Source organism: Anaerovibrio lipolyticus LB2005 (assembly GCF_000621545.1).
In the GTDB taxonomy this organism is placed as follows: domain Bacteria; phylum Bacillota; class Negativicutes; order Selenomonadales; family Selenomonadaceae; genus Anaerovibrio; species Anaerovibrio lipolyticus_A.
Window position 1 is genome coordinate 55,601 of record NZ_JHYA01000001.1, and the last position, 20,221, is coordinate 75,821.

Below are 20,221 nucleotides of genomic sequence, written 5' to 3' on the forward strand. Positions count from 1 at the left end.
TCTGGCACTTATATACATCACTCTAAAGCACACTATTATCAAGCGTTTTAGCAAGTATACAAAAGGCCGCCCAAAGGGCAGCCCGTTATTTTCACTCTGGTTTACCAGTTTTGAATGCACTGGAGCCTTCAAGTTTGCTCAGGAGAAGTTTTCTGTGAGGCTTATAAAAATTACCGATAAATCCAAGTCTTAAAAGGAAACACCTGAAGGCATATTTCTCATTCGTTACTTCCTTTTCCTTGGCACTAATGCGTTTTTGGCACTTGGCCATTTTTGCAAGTTTTGAAATGAAGGTTGCGTAGATTATTTTTTCCCTATCTTCCAATGGATTCTGGAACCAAGGAAATCTTATTTGATTCCCCTCCACCTTTATTGGAAGTTCCTCAATTCCGAGGGCCTTCTTTATAAGGCTGCCCTTTGCTTTTATCAGGTTCTCCAGGTTTTGGAGGGAATTTTCATCGAAGCCCTCATAAGGGATTGCCATTTTGATTTCCTCTTCGCTGTCGGCCTCCTGTTGGCTGTCTGCCCCGTCAAGCTGCTCCAGCACCTTTCCGATGTTCTCGTTCTTTCCCCCGGCGAACCCGGCTTCGAGGAGTCCGTCAACTACCTTCTTGGCGATTTCGTTATCCCCTACTTCGTCAAATTCCAAGGTTCCTTCCTTGTCCAAGTGGAATGGGCCAATCTGGTAGGCGCAACTTGGCATTCCAAGGTACTTTGCCTTTTCCCCGGTAACCTTGCTGATCACCTTCACCATTTCCTTGCGCTGTGCGCCTGTTCTGTCGTAATGAATCTTCATTTCTGATTTCCTCCTTTTTGGTGATGTTTATTTTGGTATGTGTATGATTGCTCTAAGCAACATTTATAGCAAGTTGTTTTTCGATAAATAATAATTATTTATTTTGCACATATTACTTGCTAATTATGTGCTTTAGAGTGATATATACAGTACCGAAAGAAAAGCACACCTTTGAAGGAGGAAAACAGCATGATTAAGGATTTTTACAACGAACTCAAGAACCTGAGAAGCCGCTACAAGGAGGCAACCACCGAAGAAGAAAAGAACCAGCTCAAAGCAGAATACAAAGACCTTGAGGCAAGGATCAAGGAACGCGGCGAAGGCTTCGCCTGGGTGTTCAGCCTTTACGAAACAAGCCAGGAAAGAGAAAACAGCCGCCTCGACCTTGGCCAGGACTGCATTTGGGAAAAAGACATCCCGATGCTTTTAAAGGGCCTTGAGGACGCGGGAATCAAGGAATTTACCTTCAGCTCAACCTGGAGCAGCTCCAACAAGATTGCCTGGGAATTCACAAAATCAGGCTGGAAGCTGGAAGGAATGACCTTGGTGAACACCCACAAGGCTTGGCCAGGCGAAGACTACCAGCAGGAACCGGCCTTCATTTTCACCCGCGGCTGAAAAGCCGCAGCCCCCGCCCCCTGCGAGGGGGCCTTTCCTCGTCTTATGAGAATATACAGTATACTCGCATTTCTAGTCTTCTCGAGTTTGCCATGCTAAAGTATCCGGGCCTATTCAAGCTGAATGAGAACCCTTCTGCTTATCGGTTACTGAGGATTCCTTAAATTCAAGTTCCTCGTCTGTCGGGATATACACATCGTTGCAAGGAAGTTCCTCGCCATCTCTGATTACCCGCACATCATCTGTTCCGTAGCTTGCCACAAATCTTCTGACAATGGCAGATGCGTATTTGGGATCAAGCTCCATGAGATAGGCTTTTCTATTCAGCTGGGCGGCTGCCATCATAGTAGAACCGCTGCCACCAAACAGGTCAAGAACTATGCCGTTCTCCTGGCAGGAGTTCTGCATCGGATAAGCTATCAACGGCAGTGGTTTCTGTGTCGGATGAAGCTTTGATTTCGTTGGCTTATCAAATTCCCAGACCGTGGTCTGCTTACGGTCACCATAGAATTTATGCTTGGCTGTGTCCTTAAAAGCATAAAGCACTGGCTCATGCCGCATCTGATAATCCATTCTCCCAATAACCAGAGCATTCTTTACCCAAATGCAGGTCGTGGAATAATGGAACCCAGCATCCACAGAAGCATTGAAGAAGTTACATTTTTCCGCATCCGAATGGAACGCATAAAATGCGCCGCCATCAACCAGGCTGTTATAGGCATTCTTGAATGCGTCCAACAGGAAGTGATAGAAGGCTTCTCCATCACTCCATTTATCATTCATGATGGTCATTCCGGTACCGCCTTTATAAGCACAGTTATAAGGCGGGTCGGTAATACACACATTTGCCTTCTGGCCGTTCATAAGTGTAGCTACATCTTTTGGATTTGTGGAATCACCACACAAAAGACGGTGTTCGCCCAGGAGCCAAAGGTCACCAGATTTAACAAAAGCCGCCGCATCAAGGGCGGCATTGACATCAAAGTCATCGTCCTCGGTGTCTTTATCATCTGTGCCAAAGAGATCGGCCAGTTCCTTTTCATCAAAGCCTGTAAGGCCAATATCGAAGCCCTCACTTTCAAGGGACTCAATCTCAATCTTTAAAAGCTCATCATCCCAGCCAGCATCCAAAGACAATCTGTTGTCTGCCAGGATATAAGCTTTCTTCTGTGCTTCAGTAAGATAAGCAGCGGAGACACATGGTACCTGTTTCAAACCCAGTTGCTTTGCAGCGGCAATTCTGCCATGTCCTGCCAAAATGCCATGTTCTCCGTCTGTTATCACCGGATTAATAAACCCAAACTCTTTGATAGCACTTGCCAGCTTGGTCACCTGTTCAGGCGAGTGTGTTCTGGCATTGTTCACATAAGGAATAAGCTGGTCAACATCGACCAGCTCGTATTTCAATTTTTCCAAACAAATCACTTCCAATCCTTCAAATGGTTGTTTTTTTAACCAGCACTCAATTGTGCTTCTTGCCCTAATGTATTACAATTTTTTTAAAGGGAGGTGCATTATTATGTGGCATTATTTGGTATTCCTTTTCCCGATAAAAATACCTAGTTTTGTGGCAATTATCATCTTTCTGGTAATCACACCGTGGATAATTTATAAGCTAATAAGTATCTTCTTTACGGGTGCCGTTCCTGGTGTTTTGCATTGCTACCAAAGACTCTACAGGAGCATGGAAGAATACCTTGATGACCTCCATTGCAAAGAACTGCATAAACAGGCTGCAGCTTTAAGTGCCAAGGCAGCAAAAGAACGTTCAATATCTGCAGTAATCCCCGAAGATAAAAGACCATTAATCGATTATGAACCCAGCAATGAAATTCCACTAAGAGCAAAATTAGTAACATTGTATTTCTTTATTTGTGCAACTGTCGTACTGTTTGCCTTATACACATTTATCAAGAACCATTAGACCTCACACCGTGTGAGGTCTTTTTTATTTCCTTTCCCTGGCTCTTAGCAGGCGCTCCATCAAATCATCTGACGGGGTGTCTCCCTCATAGCCGGTAACGCAGTTCTCTTTTACTATTTGGAATATCTCATTCCACAGCCTGTTGGCTTGGTTCATGTAGTTTATACCGATGTTTATGAATGGCGAGGTTATTGGCTTGCCGGAAGTCGGGTGTTTACTGAGCATACCCATACGGCTTGTCAGCTCCTCACACTGAATCCATCTGGCAGAGCACATGGCATAACGCTCCAAGAGCTGTTTACTAATCTTGGTATGCATACCGAGACGTTTCAGCCAGTTCCATGTTTCTGTATAAATCTCCTTAGCCTCAAGTTCACTTCCATCACGCTGCTGGGCGGAGAGGAACTCTCTTGGCTCCGGCATATCAGCACCTTCAAGTTCGACTGGTTCAGGCATATCAGGAATATCTAAGACAACTAACGGTCTGCCGCCTGGATTGCCTGTGGCCACCTTGTCAGCCAGTGCTTTTTTCTTACGACCAGCACCCGGCCTAGCACCTCCACGCCCTCCAATATTATTTGATTTAGTCGGCAAACCGAACACTCCTTCCTTTTACCCTTCTGAAATCGCACTTTTTCTGCGCGAGGGGGGTGCCCGCTGGACAAGCGTCCGCTCCACAGAGATTTTAGGCCCCCCTCCCCCTCAGTACGTGTATTCCTTCTGCTTGTTCCACCTATCGCCCATGAGTGCCGTAATACGACTGTGACAAGCCTTACACAGACTCATGAGGTTCAGTGGATTATGATTACCACCGTGATCCAGTGGCAGGATATGATGCACTTCCTCGACAGGTGTTACCCGCTTATTAAGCAGGCACATCTCACAGACAGGGTGTGCAGCTACATATCTCTTACGAGCCTTCTTCCATTGGTAACCGTAACGTTTACGTTCCTCTGGGGTTCGCTCGTAGTCTTTTTGATGCATGGCTTCATGTTCCTTGCAGTAGTTCCCGGCGGTCAGCTTCGGACAGCCAGGGTGCTTGCAAGGCTTCATTGGTTTCCTTGGCATACTAATCACTCCAATAGAAAAGCCACCAAGGATTGCTCCCTGATGGCTCGTCTTATCTTACTTTCTCTAGTTTATACTATATCACACTACCAGTCGGACATTCTCGGACATTTTCGGACAAGATTTTGTCAGCTTCATTTAATGCCTCGGTTTTAAACCTCCTCACCTGACGCTCCTCATACTTCATCTCAACAGCAATCTGTTCCCATCTCTTTCTTTGAAGATAACGCTTTGCTAAAACAATACGATGCTCTAGTCTTGGTAACTTACCAATAACATCATTTATCTCCTGCTTAAGATTAACCAATTCATCAATCCTTGAATTAATCTTTCGCTCATAATCTATCAAGGAAACCATTGTGTCTTGGAACCTATCGTTGTTCTTTAATGGAGCTCCAGGCATATCATTTATCGTTGATGTAACTCGTGTGGCCATGTCACGAATTGATTGTGATTCCTCAATAAGGGTATCAATCTCCATGTCCAATAATCTAGCTTTATTAAAAAGCTCTACAGCCTTCACCATCAATCACCTGCCTTAAGCCTACCCAGAACCATCTCGCCATCAAGCCCAGTGAGGTCACTGAACCACTTGGAAAGGAAGAACTTCTCCAGCTTATCCTTTTCGTATGATTCCTTCTCGTGTCTGACAGCTCTGTAATCCTTGGCTGCCTGTTTTACAATGGCCTGCACGAGGTTAAAAATGCCATTTTCACACATCTATATCACCGCCTTAACCGCATCTATTAGTGCCGACTGAGTTGTATCTTTTGCCTTTAAAGCCTTAAGGATTCTCCCATCAACTGTGTCCTTGCAGATAATGTGCTGGATGACAACAGTACCTGCTGACTGTCCCTGCCGCCAGAGTCTTGCGTTGGTCTGCTGGTAAAGTTCCAAAGACCAGGTAAGACCGAACCACACCAGTGTGTTTCCTCCTGCCTGAAGGTTCAGTCCATGGCCAGCTGAAGCGGGATGAATAACAGCCACAGGGATTTTGCCTTCATTCCAGTCAGCAATATCAGCACTGGTCTTTATCTCTCGTACCTTGAACCGACTGCTGATAGCTTCAAGGTCATGCTTAAACCAATATGCAATTAGCAGGGGCTGGCCGTTGGCTGACTCGATAATGTCCTCAAGGGCATCCAGCTTTCGGTCGTGGATTTTCACCACATTCTTACTCTCATCATAGATCCTGCCATTGGACATCTGACACAGCTTGTTGGTAAGACTTGCAGCATTGGCGGCAGTAATAGCTCCATCCGGGAGTTCCATAACCATCTCATCTTTGAGTTCATCATATTTGGCTCGTTCCTTTGGGCTCATCTCCACTTCTATCTCGTTGGTGATGAGTTCCGGCATATCAAGGTGGTCAATGGCTGACATTGATATGGTGATGTCCGAGATTTTCTCATAGATTTCCTTTTCAGCAAATGGAAGTGGCTTGTAAGAATACACAATATATCCGTTCATCTTGTCCGGCCGGAAATACCACTCACGGTAATTTCCGATGAACCGCCCCAGTCTCTTTCCATAATCCAGAATCTTGAACTGCGCCCAAAGGTCCATCAGTCCGTTGCTGGAAGGTGTTCCAGTAAGACCTACAATCCTTTTAACAAACGGCCGCATCCTGCACATTGCTTTGAAGCGCTTGCTTCTGTGGTTCTTAAACGAACTCAGCTCATCGATTACAACCATATCAAAGTTCCAATCACAGTGTTTTACCAGCCAATCAACATTCTCCCTGTTGATGATAACTATCTGGGCTGAGCTGTCATTAATGGCTGCCATTCTTTCCTTGGTGCTGCCAACAGCAACAGTGTGTCGGAGCCCACTAATATGATCCCACTTCTTTATCTCAGCCGGCCATGTATCTCGTGCAACTCTCAGTGGTGCGATAACAAGAACACGCTTCACCACTCCTTTATCCAGCAAATCCTTTAATGCTGTGAGGGTTATTGCTGTCTTGCCCAAGCCCATATCAAGCAGCAGGCAGGATATTTCATTGTTTTCCACAAAGTCGATGGCATATTGCTGATAGCCATGTGGTTTAAACTCCATCGGCTATCACCTCCAGCATCGGCTTAATCTGCTCTGCTCCATCAATCACATAACACTTGAAGCCCAGCTTCTTAAGCTGTTTCATTCTTATCTGTTGCAGTTTTCTTGGTTTTTCCCCGGGAGCCTTAAGCTCCACAAAGGCACACTTGCCATTTGGGAGAAGCACCAGTCTGTCTGGGATACCAGCCAGTCCAGTCTGCTTTAAGCACATACCATTTCTATTCTTAACTTCATCACAAAGTTTTCGTTCAATCTGCTTCTCAAGCATCTAAATCACCTCAATTTATAGTTTTGTCACGAAAAAACAGGCTTCTGTCAAAGGCTGTCTTGTTTTCAAAAAAGTGGCCTTAAGCTCCGACATCAGTGTTTTAAAGCCTGATTTAGTCATTTTGGCACCCATAGTCCAGCGAATATATAAATTTTCCGATATCTTAATATCTAGAAAATTAGTAAATATATATATATTTAAAAAAGGGTTTTTATATTCTCTATAAGCGACAAAATGACAATAATCAGACATCACAGAATTGATGCGGTATGAAGTGTCAAAATCATGCCTTGCACAAGCCAGACAAAAACTGACACAAGCCCATTGTCACACCTTAGGGTTGACTAAATAAGATGGTAATGGTGGACGCCCGTAATACTTGACTGTGACGGGTTCCTGGCGAATATATCCGTAATCATCGAGGAAGTTCAAAATTGGCTGGATGACCTCTGTACGCTTAAATCTGGAACAATAACGCATCATATCCCTACGGGTAAAACGTTCCAACTTCTTTTCACGAATCTTGTCCAATATTACTTTTGCCTGTTCCCTAATCTGTTCCTCAGGCATTGCTGAAAAAGCCACCCTTGCATGTACCAGAAAATAGTTAGCCAGTCTGATGGCTCTACTCATAGTAGCTTTGCTTACCACCAATGGCACATCCTCATCTACCTGATCACCCTCATACTGCTCACAAAAGTCATGGCATACATACTTCTCTGCCCTGCAAAGAAGACCAGCTATTCTCAAGGTCGTCCCGCCCAGCTTACCTACCCATGCAGAAAACTCGGTGTATTCTTTAAGAAGGTCAGCTTCAAGGTTCATGGAAAACTGATAGAATAACTCCCTTGCGGCATCAGAAAGTGTGATGATTTTATTGCCGTAAGGGTCATCAAGCATATTGGTAATGAGTGTCTCGTATCTTGCTTTAACATCCTCCGGGACAGTCTTACTGTTGATGTTTCTCTCACCCAGCCTTGAACTTGGAATGCAGTAAAGAAATCTGGCCGTAAGTCCACGTCCCTGGAAATTCTTATTGCCTAACACCTGCGATGCCACACTTGGCTGCGCCATCAGCATCACTGTAAGAGCCGGGTTGAGTACATACTCACTGTCCCTGCCCACGCGGTCAACCTTGATGGTGTCCCCGGAGTATGCTTTAAGCATGACATCAATATTTACGGTCTTTGTATAGATACCAGCCAAGGTGTCAAAAATGCCGCCCTCACTTGATATGATGGCTGCATGGCCATCATTTTTGGCCAGAATGGATACCAGTTTTTCAGTCGTAACATCATCTACATAAAGCTGCAGAGGATTGATTTCCTTGAAGCTGGCAATCTCCTCGGTTACATTCTCCAGTTCATCCATGGTAGCTTTACCCATGGCAATTCTGTCCTCTATGGATTTCTGCTGTTTCTGTAACATCCTCAAACGGGACTTGTTCTTTTCCACTGTAGCCGCATGAACTCTGTTGTACTCAATCTCGTAAAGGCAGATGGCATTGCACATAAGTTTTATGACTGCCGACTTTCGCTCAGATGGCTGTGCTACCTCAAGCGCATAAATGTTAAGTGGTTCAATCCAGTCAGCTTTGCCTGCAATGGAGTATTTACCCTGTATGCACACAGCAATCGCAGGAAGTGCCAGAACGCCTGCCATATCAAGAGGTGTCTGCGTACTCTCAGATACTGCCAGCACATAATCTGCTATTGGCTTTGGCAGTGCATCAACCGGAAAAGGTGGCATAACATATTCCTCAAAAGGAATAGGGTCATCCCATTCGGTGTCATCATATTTCTCAGGTGGAATGTAGGATGGGTCTGTCAGTACCTTCTCGTTATAAAACTTGATGGCACTTCTCCAAATGGTCCTGAGTTCATCCTTTTCCAGGGGCGGAACGCACTCATCATTGGCCTTAAGGAATAAATCCCTCGCCTCGTCTGTGTCTCCATAGCGTTTAAGGAGACTAGCAGCCTTCCTGGAAAGTGAGCTATTACGGGAACCCTCACGCACCGAGTCAAAATCCTCATCTCCAAAAAGCTGATCAATGGTCATACTGCCTTTATTCCAATAAATGTCCTCAGATTCAGTTGCATAGATAAACCTCGCAGCTCCCAGAGCTTCTGGGTCAAAAAACGGATACATCTTTTGTAGTCTCTTTTTTAAGGACTCATAGTGCTCAGCTGAATTGGTCTTGGTAATCCTAAAATAAACATGCCACTTTGGCCGTGCTGACTTCCCATCCTTTTCCTTCATGTGGTTACGGCTTGGAACCAGTACGAAATCATAATCCTTGAAAGTTTCAATAATGCGTTCCTGGGTCATCCACATGGCGGGATTATCTGAGCCACTGTTATCAATATCCATTGGAATGACATCAGCTTCAATGAAGTTATCCTTGCTGCGATAGTTATTGGTGTAGTTAGCACACACATGGTCAAAGGCAATTACATCTTTCATGCCCTCAATATCAGTAACCTCAACACTATATGGATACCTACAATTTTTCTGAGCGTATTTAACGCCCGCCCTGTTAAATATCATGTTTTTCTTTCAACTCCTCCGTAAAATAGCGGATAGGCTTATCCTTCGCCCATTCTATCTCCTGCTTCATACCCTCAGAGATAACTTCCCCAAACACCCACAGCTCATCACACCACTCAAGAAGCTCTCTGTTCATCTCCATGGCCATATCACGCTCCTCCGGGACATGGTCACGAAGAAACTGCGTAAAATAGATATGCGGTGCTATCGGCAGATGCCCGCGCTCTGCTACAAAACGGGCATACCACTGGGCCTTGGAGATATTGGACTTAACATTTCCCCTAAGTTGGCTTGAGACATAAACTTTCTTCATTTTGCTACCTCCCTGAAGAACTTCTTGGAACACTTCTTGCAGCAAACAGAACTGCCGTAGAGATCAAAGTCCTCATCCCCGATAAAGTCCGATAAATCGACCTCAACCTCTGCACCACACTTTGGGCACTGGCAGAACACATTGTCAGCAATTTCGATTGTTACCTCCACCGCATCATTGATTTTTTCCTTAACGTAAAACATTGTTTTCACCCCTATAATTCATAAGACTCCATTCAAGCATTCTCTTTCTCTGACTGTAATCAGGCACAGCGACCAAAAGGCCGATATCCACGTCCTGCAAATAATCAAGGTCAGCAATCTGCTCATCTGTGAGATATGGTCTTATAGACTCACCCTTCTCAATTCCATTAGCTGTTCTGAACTGCTTTGCACTCATGCCAAGAACAATACGGTTAAGAAGGTCACACTCATTTGAGTAATGGTACGGCTTCGGATTTTCATGGATAGCTCTGACCATTTTGGTGAGCTTTGGAAACTGCTGTCTGGCATTAACCAATGACCTGATTTGGGATTCCATCTCATTAAAGCGGTTGATGTAGAATTCCTTGAACTGGGCGGCCTTCTTGCCTGTAAACCCCATGACCAAAAAAACAAATCCATCCCTGGTCATCTGATAACATGGCATATTGTGCCCTTGAGAATTAACATATTTCGACTGCGCAAAATTGCGCTGGCGAAATTCATCCGAGCAATCCAAATTCCTTATTGCCCTCAGCACATCTCTATGCTCTTTGTTAAAAAACTTAGCCACATACAGGCTGTCGACTCGGACGGTATCATGGCAATCAACAAAAATGCCATAATCGTCCATTGGTACTAATGCTTTCATATGAACCTCACTTTCCGGCCATCTGGCCACGTCTTCACTTGTAAAAGGACACTTAGTTCAATTTTTAGAACTAAAAAAGAGCACTTTTTCCGAAGATAAGTGCTCTTACCCTCCTAGTTATCACTGGAGAATGAGGCTCAATTTGAGCATTACTTTTTATAAAATTTTCCTTCATAGCCTTCAGCTTTGAGCTGCAGTCCAGCCGCCCAAGGAGGGGTCTTGCTCATAAGCTGGCAGATGGTTTCTACATCTGTACTTTCAGGGCACTCCACTATAATTTCATCATGCACATGAGCTACAATGCGGTATTCCTTAAATGTCGCCATGGCATACATCAGAATATCCCTGCTCATGCCCTGCACTATGTTCTCCACAAATTTGGGGCCATAGCTTTCAAGCCGCTCCCACTTCTTTGTGGTACCATTTGAACCTTCATAGGTAACAGACTCACTGCCAAATTTATTGACTCCCATTTTGGGCTTCACATAAGACAGTCTTCTTCCGCTTGGAAGTTCAATAAAGAGCATACCGCTCTTGCAAATAAACTTAATTCCGTGTGTGCTTGTTGTGGTATGCTGGATGACAGCTTCTTTTACGGCCCTATCAACGGCCCACCAGAAATTTACGATATTTGGATTTGCATTTCTCCACGCATCCACAAGTGGCTGGAGCTCTTCTTCCTTCATGCCGGACTCCAATGCTCCCATTGCAATAAGAGCACCTACAGCCCCTCCATATCCGCAGCTAAGCGTTGCCTGTTTACCTTTTTGCCTGAGTTCCCCGTTCTCGCCATTTTTTACGACCTTACAATGAAACATTCTTGAAGCCGTGGCACAGTATATATCTTCCCCGCGAGCAAAGGTATCCAGCACCCACTGTTCTCCTGCAAGGTAAGCCAACACTCTGGCTTCTATAGCGCTAAAGTCAGCCACTATAAACTTATACCCATCCTGAGGAACAAAGGCTGTGCGGATGAGCTGTGAGAGCGTATCCGGGATATCATCATAGAGCAACTCCATTACTTTAAACGGGGCGGTTTTTACAAGCTGTCTTGCTTCTGCAAGGTCGCTGATATGGTTCTGGGGAAGGTTCTGTAATTGAATCAGCCGCCCCGCGAAACGCCCAGTCCTGTTTGCCCCATAAAACCTGAACATTCCCCTGGCCCTGCCATCACTGCATACTGCATTTTCCATTGCCTGATACTTCTTTACAGATGACTTCGCCAGCTTCTTCCTTATTCCCAATACCTTCTGTACATGGGGCGGTGCTGTCGGGAGCATTGCACTAACAGCCTTTTTATCCAGGCTGGTAACTTCCATCCCCTGCTCAATAAGCCAGTCTTTTAACTGCATAACGCTGTTTGGGTTCTCAAGCCCCGTTATATCCTTAATCTCGTTCATAAGAGCATCACGTGACTTGGCATCAAAGCAAATTGCATTTTTTGCAAATTCCATATCCACGGCAATGCCCCTGTCGTTTATCTGCTGATCCAGCCAAAACTCCTCCCACACAGAATCTGGTACTGGGAACTTTTGAAGCCTATCCTGTATGGCCATCTCGACCTCTACATCGCGGATATTGTATTTCTTGAATCTGTCCCACTTATCCTTATCATGCATTGGCATGTTCCGGGTTCGGCCCCCATTGGCCTTAGTAGGCTTGCACGGAACACAGAAATACCTTATCAGCTCCTTACCCTCGGTTATTTTCTGCTGCTCTAATCCCAGTACCGCCCCGGCACCTGCAAGAGACATTGGAAGTCCCATATAAGCACACCATGTCATGGAGCACTTCCACGATGCGGGACTCAGATAATGTGTATCAAGGGAATAATACCTGCGAAGGTACTCGGACAGGCAGACACGTTCAAACTGGCTATTGAAAGCCCATTTTGTAATACTTGGGTCAGACAAAGCACCAATTATCTCATCTGGGATTTTCTCTCCCTGGGCGATATCAATGACAGTCACATTGCCGCCATCAACCGAGTAAGCAAATAACAGGATTTCAAAATTGGGTGACTCAGCATATTTATAGACACCACATTTAGCAATATCCACATCAGAATACGTTTCCAAATCGATACTGATTGTATTCATATATTTCCTCCATAGAAAGCAAAGCGGTAGAGGAAAATCCTCTACCGCCGCCTTCATATACTCAGCTATATTCCATACTGGATACCTTAACTCAGGAAATCCTCATTTGACTCAGTTGCAAAATCATCCTCTGCACTGCTGCGACCACCAAGAGGCTCGCCATCCTTAATCTTCTGCAGATTATTGAGCCCGCAAGCGATGCCCTTATTGCCATTCTTGTTATAAGCGTAGAAGTTGATGCTGGCACGACCATAAACACCGCTATAGACTTCACTACGGTCGATGATAGGCTGGCAAGACGCATCTACGATTCCCGGCGGATTTGGGCTGTTAGCATTTACGAAATAGCTGTTGGCATAAGCTGCATCATCAGGACGCTCAGTATCACCATCACGAAGCGGAGTCTTAATAGCAGACAGAGCTGGAACGGTACGGCCATTGCCCTTGAGCTTACCAGCGCCTTCGGTATAAGCTGCCTGAATGGCCTTTTCGATTTTTTCGATTGTCTCGGTATCATCCTTCGGGATAATAAGACTTACAGAACACTTAGGAGCACTTCCATTGATTGACTTTGGTTCCCACACATTTGCGTAACTCCAACGGGTACGCTCACCAGTAATAACCTTCATTGGATTGTTCAATTTTGCCATAATTAATTTTCCTCCTTAAAATCACTGTTCATTGCTTCTCTTTTGTCATTTTCCGGTACCAGGGTAGGTTTCCCCGGTGGCTTAACTACATACTGCCCAATAAGCTCATTGAACTTAGTCTTACCCAGCAGTTTCTCCAGGGCTGTAACCCCCAAGAGTTTCTTCTCGAATGGGTCTTTGCCCATAGCAGTTACTGCTTTAATGACGGCTTCTTCATTGGAAATCTTACGGTTGGAGCGACCTTCCACCAGTTTCCATCCTTGCCATTCCTTCCCTGCTATGGCCATCTGCAGAGCATAGGCCTTAATATCGTTTGCCCAGGAAACCAGTTCGTCTGCCTTATCCAAAATTACCGCTATCTCTGAATCAGAAAGCGTTGGTGGCATCTGGAAGTCATATTTGGCAAGGAGCATATTAGCCTCGGCTCTCGCTCGACACTCATGCTTTGCCTTACAGAACCTGCACCACTCACCGCAGGAAAAGTCTCCCTCGCCCTTATAGGCAAGAGCGGCTCTTGGGCGGAGTTCCTCTTCAGCCCATTTGTATAGAGCGTCTTTGCCTATATCGAACTCGGAGATATTCTCCCTGCGGGGCTGGTAGATTACCAGATGGACAGTATCAATGTCATATATGCTGTCAAACATGGAGAGGGCTCCCAGGGCGTAGCACTTCAGTTGGGCATTTTCTGTGGCATCAACGGCTACACCCTTACCGTGCTTATAATCGCAAATGGTAAGTACACCATCGGCAACTATCAGAGCATCAGCTGTACCAAATCCCTCTGGAACCCAGTTAGAAAAATCTACTCTCTGCTCCACCATGATTAATGGGTCAGCGCACTTTTCCTTTGCCATTCTGACCAATTCCATGACAATGTCACGGTAACCATCAGTGAAGTTTTCCATTTCCTCACAGTAGTATTTCAGCTTCTTGGTAGGGTTGGTTGCTTTACGCTTAAGTGCTTTAAGCACCTTATATTCTCCCAAGGCATGTGCTTCAGTGCCCTCTGCAGCATATTCACTTGGCTGGTCTTGGTAGGACTCTCCCAGCCTGGCTGATGGTGGACAATGAAGCCACCTTGGGGCGGATGAAGCGGATAATAATGCGTGACCTTTAGTTGGCATCGCCTATCGCCTCCGCTTCTTTGACCACATCTGCATACTCAGACTCAGGAATATCAGAGAGCTTGGCTGCATTATGCTTCTTGATTAATGCCTTTACTTCATCAGCAAATCCCTTACCAGCTTTATCTGCCAGGATAGTTCTTACATCAGTAAAGGTAACCGGCTTCTCTTCAGATTTGCCAAGTTTGTCTGCCACTTCATTAATTAACTGGGCGGCTTTTCTGAGCTTCGTAACCATATCTTCCATTGTCGTGCTTCTCCTCTCTTTTCATGATGTTTTTTGCCAGCCTTGCGCTCACCTCACTGATGGCACAAAGCACTTCTACAATTTCTCGCATTTTCCTCACCTCCTGACTGCAGGCTCATTCGCCTCACACCTATCACTGGAGATTAGGAATCAATTTGAGCAGTTATTTTTAAAATTTTTCTGATTCTTTTTATCTGATTAGCAAATGTGCGCTGTTTGCGTCCCAGTTTCTCAGCAATTTTACGGTCTGAGAGATTAGGATCCGACATCCAAAGTTTGGCAATCTTCTCACCATCAGGGTCCAACTCTTTGAGCTTATCAAAAAGCTCATCTAAAAGGGCAGAATCTGCCACAATCTGTTCGAGTTCCATATCACCTGGAATATTGTCAGCCAAACTCATTCCTTCCTCATTTTCATAATCCAAAGACACAAAATCTCCTTTACTGTGGAATTGACAGATATCACAATCACCGTCACACTTCCATAAATATTCTTTTGTGCAGTAACAACGATGGTGGTACTGCTCCCGTTTACGCTTTGCGTCTACTCCACGGTAGAAGTCACGATATTCTTCATCGGTGACATAAAATTTTTCCTTTGCTGCATTGACATAGATGTACTTTTTCATTGTTTGTCATCCTCCCTGTCCAGGCGTAGGACGGAAAGGATGACATTAGCTTAGAAACTGTTGTGAGCTGTACCGAAGCACTAAAAAAGCGCATAGAAATAACGGTAGAGCTTACAATAGCTTCACTTCTCCTGTGATAATGAAGTATCAGCTATATGTAATCCCTGCCGCCCTATGCGCATCTTGGACTGCATTTGATTATCTTTTTGGAAACACTACTAGGTGCTCCTATCAGGCTCCAATACTACTGGGACATGATAGCAACATCTAGCATTGGTTATTATGCATCAATTTGAACTCAGAAAAGTTCCACAAAATTAAAACTTTCTCATTTTTTCTTACAAAATAAAAAAGCCTGGCAAATAAAGTACTAATGTACTCTACTTGCCAGGCTCGTATGTCAGTTTATCGCATCGTGCTCAGTGCTAAGCAAATTTATTATGTTTTACAGAAATGGGATTTCGACACCTTACACACTTATGATACTCATCATAATTAGCAAGGGCACCCTGGGCTGTAACATATTGCCTCAGTAACAGGTTACTTTTGACAAAAAATAATGGGTTACCACATACAGGGCATTTTACTGGACATTTGCTTTCGGTCATTAACAAACTAGCCACCTTTCATTTTAAAACGGGATTTCGTCATCCGATACAGCATATAAATCATCTGTTAAGTCATCTTGCATAAATGCATCAATTGCCTTGGTGATAGGCTCGGCTATCTTAGGCATTTTAAAATATTCTTTAATCGAGGCATATAAACTCTCAACCAAAACACCAAGTGATGATTCTTTTGCGCTGTTAGTTATATACTGACTTGAACCATTTTCAGGATTATACATCCAAACTTCAAAAATTTGACTGTTATCAATTTCTACCAGATTCCCCCATGAAAGTTCAATACTCATAATGTAAAATGTTATACCATTTTTAAGGCGAAAATTATAGCATGGGCCTTTTATATCGGTTCTACATTCATAAGTACGCGACTTAAATATAACGCGATTTACCAAACCTTCTTCTGCTGGCACATAAAATTCTTCCTCACTCAACAGAGGATGGTTAACTCTACCCATACGATCTGGTTCTAACCTATTGAGATAATCAGCAGTTTCCAGTTGCCAATCAATTTTTCTGTCGTCCGTATCCTTTTTTAATTTTTCAAGAAAACTAGAAAAATACTCCTCCGTTGGATTAAGAGCTGATAAATCTATTTTTAGGATAGTATCTATACTCACCCCCAATAATTCAGCAGCTCTCATAACAAACTCTATACCTGGTTTTGTAGTCGTCTCCTTACTTACCCTAGATATATATCCGGGATTAACGCCGGCATCAGTTTCAAATTTTCCTGTTCTTTTATTCTGAACTTGCAGGAGATAATTTATATTGCTAAAAAAAATACTATTGTCAAATTCCATATTTATCGCCTCCCCTTACCATAAACTATTATATAGTTACTTGTTGAATATGTCAAATCAAACGTTAGTTTTTGCAAAATTGCAATATATTTTTCATGTTTTACATTATATTTTGCTTTTTTGCAATATTTTATGTTTATTTTTCCATTTTTTACTGCATTTTTCCTGTAATTTGCTTTTAATGGTGTTTTTTAGTATATTTTCCGCATATTTGCATATAATGTCATTTTTTATCATTCTTTCCGTATATTTTTATTAAATGCCATTTTATACCGTTATTTCCGTCTATTTAATTAATTTTCAAACTCAACGTTCTAAAATTCTAGAACAAAAAAGCAGCCCGAAGGCTGCTTGAAATGACTGTATTATACGATTATTTAATTTCTTTTGAAAAAACTTGCTTTGTACTTGTTGTAGAGCGAATATCATACGTACCAGGAGGTAATAACTATGATTACAAAAAGAAAAATATTTAAGACCGAGAATAGAGCAATGAAATTCTCAGATAAATTAAAAAAAGCCGGGCAGCTCGACGTACAAATCTGGGAGCTACCCGGTAATTCTAGCAAAAACATTTATGCAGTCATTTGGACCGAAGCAAAAATCAATCCTTCATATTGTCAAACATAATATCTTCAATCATCTGTCGCTCCAGGACAAAATTCTTATTTGCTTCGTCACGTTTTCTTTCTGCTTCACGAACACAATCTGCTATTTCTTTTTCTTTTTCTGGTGCAAGTCTAGGTATTGGAATTGTTGCAACAAAATCTGGGGTAATATGATCCACAACTGATGCGTAAATTCCTTTTTGTAGCAATATTTTTCCAATTTCCTCGGTTGCAAGATAAGCATATACATAATATGGATCCACAATATTCTTGTCGCAAACTACACGTATCACATGCTCAGTAACCATAGAACCCGACATACTATCGGTTACCATAACTACTCTTCCTGTCGATCCTGATCTGGTTATTAAAATCCAGTCTTTATCGACAAAGTGTTTACGAGCAGGTGTATAGTCCACCGGCTGATATTTAATATCAAACGGACGTACTTGCAGAATTTGAGTTCCCGAATAAAAAGGAACGCTATTCTCGCTGGGTTCAACATAGTTTCTTTTATGCCGCCCAGGATAAAATATCCCATGAGCAACAACCAAGTCACCCAGTCGAGCAATTTCTTTTACATCTCCCCCAACTGATTCCTCAACTTTTTTTGCTATGTTGTTCTTGTTAGGATCCCAGTACCATGCATCAATTCTTCGCATATTGTCCAAAAAAATATCTTTTGCCTGGACCACGAAGCAACTCGGCGCGCCTTCTTTTTTATCCAGAAACATTCCACTCTTCTGATATTCTCTGTATTGTTCAAGTATCTCTGGTAAATCATTCCAAATTACCTTATTTCCATTATCATCTAGTAAATCTTTTCCGCTCTCATCCTTTCTGTAAATGGGTAATCCTCTTCGATCATGTCCTACACATTCTGAAACTGCCATAAAAATTGGATAGTCTTCCTGGACGTGTTTTACTTTTTTCAAAAAAACCAACGATGTCTTAGTTCCTGTATGTGGCTGAAACGCTTCACGAGGGAGATCGACCACAGCCGTAATCTGCACTCTTTTTAACAACCATTTTCTGAATTCAATCGAATCTTCATTCGCACCAGATAGGTTCTGTTTAGGAAGGACAATTACCATGCGTCCACCTTCGTGATTATCCGTTTCGTCAATAAGATACGAAATGTCCCTCTCCACAAACAATTTATCCGGATCTTGCCCATCCAGAAGTTCCTCAGTAGGATCTCCATTAACAATTTTATGCCCTAAATCATAAGCTTCTAATACTTCTTTGCGGGTATCTTTTATCTGAGTACCAAATGGCGGATTGGTAGTTATAACATTAACGCTTCCTGGTTTAATTGATTTTGTAAAATCACTATTCAATTTGCCAAAAACATTAAGAGAATCTAAATTAAATATATTTCCCTTGCCCTCTCCCATTATCGCCATATATGATTTTGAAATACGATAAAGCAGAGGATCTATATCGCATCCAAAAACATATTTCCCCGCATAATCTTTTAGCAACGACCGCTTCTTTTCTTTTGAAAAACCTCTTCCCGCATACAATTCGTTAATCTGTTTACGTATCTTTTCAAGAGCAACAGAAAGAAAACCAGCAGAACCACAGGCAGTATCAAGTACATATTCTTTTTTTGTATAATCTGGCTGGATAATATCAATAGCGAATCTGACGATTTCACGTGGTGTAAAGAACTGACCACTCTCTCCCTTAAGAGCTGATGGGAGAAGCACCTCATAAGCATCTCCTAATGCGTCTGTATTTGTCTCCTCGTCAGTAAGTGAAATTCCCTGGAGGATAGAAACAATATACGCGATTTCATCATTTCCATATTCCAGCCCTTCATCCTTAAACATCTCACCTAAATCTGGATCTTTAAGAAGTTTATCATACAAAGCATCAATACGCGCACGAATCTCTTTTTTTCCTTCGTCACTTACCAACTCCGCTGGAGTTGCACGAAATTCACATAAATCTTCAGGGGCGATCTCATCTATGATTTTGCAAAACAACATCTTAATGATTTCTACTGCAATATTCTCTTCTCTCTTAATATTTCCAGTACCGTAAAGGTGATAATACATTCTTTCAAATGTGAGTTTTAGGGCCTTTGCCGGCTTTAAATCACACTTTCTATATTTTCCGATTGTTTCCTGTGTTTCGCCATACCTCGGTAATGTTGGAATTAACTTGAAATTTATAGGGTCTTTTGCCATGTCACGATAATGATAAAAAGGGCCCCTACTATTTTTCTCCATGCCAGCATACCACACTGAATATGGTGCCGTTGTCGCTGTTACATATGAAAGTGCTTGAACATCATATGTTTTTTTCGGAGTCTCAATCTCAATGACAATATATGCGTTTTCCTGACGATGAACATTACTTTTATAGACTACAATATCTGCTTTTTCTGCATTCCTATTAGCACCACGTTGAATTACAACTTCAATATCTATATTTTCTTTTGGATATCCAAGGTCATCGATAAGAATGTGTTCAAATTCCTGACGGAATGCTTCCTCTGGATTGTTGTGAATAACCTTTCCTGTTGCATAATCAATTAACTCATTTATCGCCAAACTATTTGTGATTTCATCTTCACCCATAGTCATTTCCACCGCCTCAGTTCTTCTACCATCAATTGGCTTTTCTGCATTAGAAGGAATTAACCATGTTTTCCCTTTTTTTACAGCACCATCTATCCTGCCTTCACTGCAAAAGATTGCAACTCTCCTGCTAGAAAGGCCCCATTTCCTAGCCATCTCTGTAGATGTTAACAGCACAATATCACCCTCCTACTTTTTAATACTTTTTACAAGATCTACACTTATTATATTCCGATATGTGAACATTGTCAATATACATCATTCATATATCCGAACAATATATCATTTCATAACATTATACCATCATTTTACACTTAACAATGCTCCCTTGGGTTCCCTAAAAATACCAAATCCCCCGAAAACAGCAACAATGCTGTTTCCGGGGGATGATTTTTTACCCTCCGAT

23 protein-coding genes and 1 pseudogene are annotated in these 20,221 nt (G+C 42.9%); 3 read left to right on the forward strand and 21 right to left on the reverse strand.

The features are described 5' to 3' along the window. Positions 1–91 precede the first annotated feature (91 nt). Entirely contained in the window at positions 92–796 is a 705-nt protein-coding gene (locus tag T355_RS0100330; RefSeq protein ID WP_027396002.1) for a hypothetical protein, read from the reverse strand. A 189-nt stretch (positions 797–985) separates the two neighbouring features. Between T355_RS0100330 and T355_RS13035 the strand changes: the two genes are divergently transcribed. Then, positions 986–1,414 carry a DUF7698 family protein gene (locus T355_RS13035; protein ID WP_037329604.1) on the forward strand — a complete coding sequence of 143 codons (429 nt, stop codon included), beginning with the start codon at positions 986–988 and terminating at the stop codon, positions 1,412–1,414. 114 nt (positions 1,415–1,528) lie between these two features. Here the strand turns inward: T355_RS13035 and T355_RS0100340 are convergent, their stop codons facing one another. Further along, positions 1,529–2,830, reverse strand: coding sequence for a site-specific DNA-methyltransferase (locus T355_RS0100340; protein ID WP_027396003.1), 1,302 nt, complete (start codon positions 2,828–2,830; stop codon positions 1,529–1,531). A 103-nt stretch (positions 2,831–2,933) separates the two neighbouring features. On the opposite strand from T355_RS0100340, the gene T355_RS0100345 reads away from it, so the two are divergent. Continuing rightward, complete coding sequence (locus T355_RS0100345; RefSeq protein ID WP_027396004.1) at positions 2,934–3,338, forward strand: hypothetical protein; 405 nt, start codon at positions 2,934–2,936, stop codon at positions 3,336–3,338. A 24-nt stretch (positions 3,339–3,362) separates the two neighbouring features. Here T355_RS0100345 and T355_RS0100350 read toward each other — a convergent pair whose 3' ends face one another. The 17 genes from T355_RS0100350 to T355_RS0100425 form a co-directional block, all read right to left on the reverse strand. Beyond that, on the reverse strand, positions 3,363–3,932 hold the full coding sequence (locus T355_RS0100350; RefSeq protein WP_027396005.1) for a P27 family phage terminase small subunit: 570 nt from the start codon (positions 3,930–3,932) through the stop codon (positions 3,363–3,365). A gap of 108 nt (positions 3,933–4,040) precedes the next feature. Beyond that, positions 4,041–4,406 carry an HNH endonuclease gene (locus tag T355_RS0100355; RefSeq protein ID WP_027396006.1) on the reverse strand — a complete coding sequence of 122 codons (366 nt, stop codon included), beginning with the start codon at positions 4,404–4,406 and terminating at the stop codon, positions 4,041–4,043. Positions 4,407–4,482: 76 nt separating this feature from the next. After that, positions 4,483–4,932 carry a hypothetical protein gene (locus T355_RS0100360; RefSeq protein ID WP_051555283.1) on the reverse strand — a complete coding sequence of 150 codons (450 nt, stop codon included), beginning with the start codon at positions 4,930–4,932 and terminating at the stop codon, positions 4,483–4,485. Beyond that, complete coding sequence (locus T355_RS0100365; protein ID WP_027396008.1) at positions 4,932–5,126, reverse strand: hypothetical protein; 195 nt, start codon at positions 5,124–5,126, stop codon at positions 4,932–4,934. The genes T355_RS0100360 and T355_RS0100365 overlap by 1 nt, the downstream gene beginning before the upstream one ends. After that, positions 5,127–6,464 carry a DEAD/DEAH box helicase gene (locus T355_RS0100370; protein ID WP_027396009.1) on the reverse strand — a complete coding sequence of 446 codons (1,338 nt, stop codon included), beginning with the start codon at positions 6,462–6,464 and terminating at the stop codon, positions 5,127–5,129. Beyond that, on the reverse strand, positions 6,454–6,732 hold the full coding sequence (locus T355_RS0100375; protein WP_027396010.1) for a VRR-NUC domain-containing protein: 279 nt from the start codon (positions 6,730–6,732) through the stop codon (positions 6,454–6,456). Before T355_RS0100375 ends, T355_RS0100370 begins: the two co-directional genes overlap by 11 nt. 327 nt (positions 6,733–7,059) lie before the next feature. Further along, positions 7,060–9,279, reverse strand: coding sequence for a DUF3987 domain-containing protein (locus T355_RS13040; RefSeq protein WP_051555284.1), 2,220 nt, complete (start codon positions 9,277–9,279; stop codon positions 7,060–7,062). After that, entirely contained in the window at positions 9,269–9,592 is a 324-nt protein-coding gene (locus tag T355_RS0100385) for a DUF4406 domain-containing protein (protein WP_027396011.1), read from the reverse strand. The genes T355_RS13040 and T355_RS0100385 overlap by 11 nt, the downstream gene beginning before the upstream one ends. Then, positions 9,589–9,795 (reverse strand): hypothetical protein, encoded by a 207-nt coding sequence (locus T355_RS0100390; protein ID WP_027396012.1) that lies wholly within the window; start codon positions 9,793–9,795, stop codon positions 9,589–9,591. Before T355_RS0100390 ends, T355_RS0100385 begins: the two co-directional genes overlap by 4 nt. Beyond that, complete coding sequence (locus T355_RS0100395) at positions 9,782–10,444, reverse strand: Rha family transcriptional regulator (RefSeq protein ID WP_027396013.1); 663 nt, start codon at positions 10,442–10,444, stop codon at positions 9,782–9,784. The genes T355_RS0100390 and T355_RS0100395 overlap by 14 nt, the downstream gene beginning before the upstream one ends. A gap of 149 nt (positions 10,445–10,593) precedes the next feature. Next, positions 10,594–12,543, reverse strand: a complete 1,950-nt coding sequence (locus T355_RS0100400) for a DNA polymerase (RefSeq protein WP_027396014.1) — start codon at positions 12,541–12,543, stop codon at positions 10,594–10,596. An 86-nt stretch (positions 12,544–12,629) separates the two neighbouring features. Continuing rightward, entirely contained in the window at positions 12,630–13,193 is a 564-nt protein-coding gene (locus T355_RS0100405) for a DUF2815 family protein (RefSeq protein ID WP_027396015.1), read from the reverse strand. 2 nt (positions 13,194–13,195) lie between these two features. Further along, positions 13,196–14,317 (reverse strand): DUF2800 domain-containing protein, encoded by a 1,122-nt coding sequence (locus T355_RS0100410; RefSeq protein ID WP_027396016.1) that lies wholly within the window; start codon positions 14,315–14,317, stop codon positions 13,196–13,198. Beyond that, positions 14,307–14,564 (reverse strand): hypothetical protein, encoded by a 258-nt coding sequence (locus T355_RS13045; protein ID WP_037329606.1) that lies wholly within the window; start codon positions 14,562–14,564, stop codon positions 14,307–14,309. The genes T355_RS0100410 and T355_RS13045 overlap by 11 nt, the downstream gene beginning before the upstream one ends. Beyond that, positions 14,518–14,655 (reverse strand): hypothetical protein, encoded by a 138-nt coding sequence (locus tag T355_RS15390; RefSeq protein ID WP_197019534.1) that lies wholly within the window; start codon positions 14,653–14,655, stop codon positions 14,518–14,520. Before T355_RS15390 ends, T355_RS13045 begins: the two co-directional genes overlap by 47 nt. A 52-nt stretch (positions 14,656–14,707) precedes the next feature. Next, positions 14,708–15,193, reverse strand: coding sequence for a helix-turn-helix transcriptional regulator (locus T355_RS0100420; RefSeq protein WP_027396017.1), 486 nt, complete (start codon positions 15,191–15,193; stop codon positions 14,708–14,710). Positions 15,194–15,824: 631 nt separating this feature from the next. Continuing rightward, positions 15,825–16,619, reverse strand: a complete 795-nt coding sequence (locus tag T355_RS0100425; protein WP_027396018.1) for a hypothetical protein — start codon at positions 16,617–16,619, stop codon at positions 15,825–15,827. A gap of 450 nt (positions 16,620–17,069) precedes the next feature. Here T355_RS0100425 and T355_RS0100430 point away from each other — a divergent pair, with 450 nt between their 5' ends. After that, entirely contained in the window at positions 17,070–17,249 is a 180-nt protein-coding gene (locus tag T355_RS0100430; protein ID WP_027396019.1) for a hypothetical protein, read from the forward strand. Here the strand turns inward: T355_RS0100430 and T355_RS0100435 are convergent. Together T355_RS0100435 and T355_RS15455 are read right to left on the reverse strand one after the other, a co-directional pair. Continuing rightward, positions 17,224–19,821 (reverse strand): N-6 DNA methylase, encoded by a 2,598-nt coding sequence (locus T355_RS0100435; protein ID WP_331279572.1) that lies wholly within the window; start codon positions 19,819–19,821, stop codon positions 17,224–17,226. The genes T355_RS0100430 and T355_RS0100435 overlap by 26 nt on opposite strands. Beyond that, positions 19,819–19,971: pseudogene (locus T355_RS15455) on the reverse strand (DNA-binding protein); the annotation flags it as partial. The gene T355_RS0100435 and the pseudogene T355_RS15455, both read right to left, overlap by 3 nt. Between the last annotated feature and the right edge of the window lie 250 nt (positions 19,972–20,221).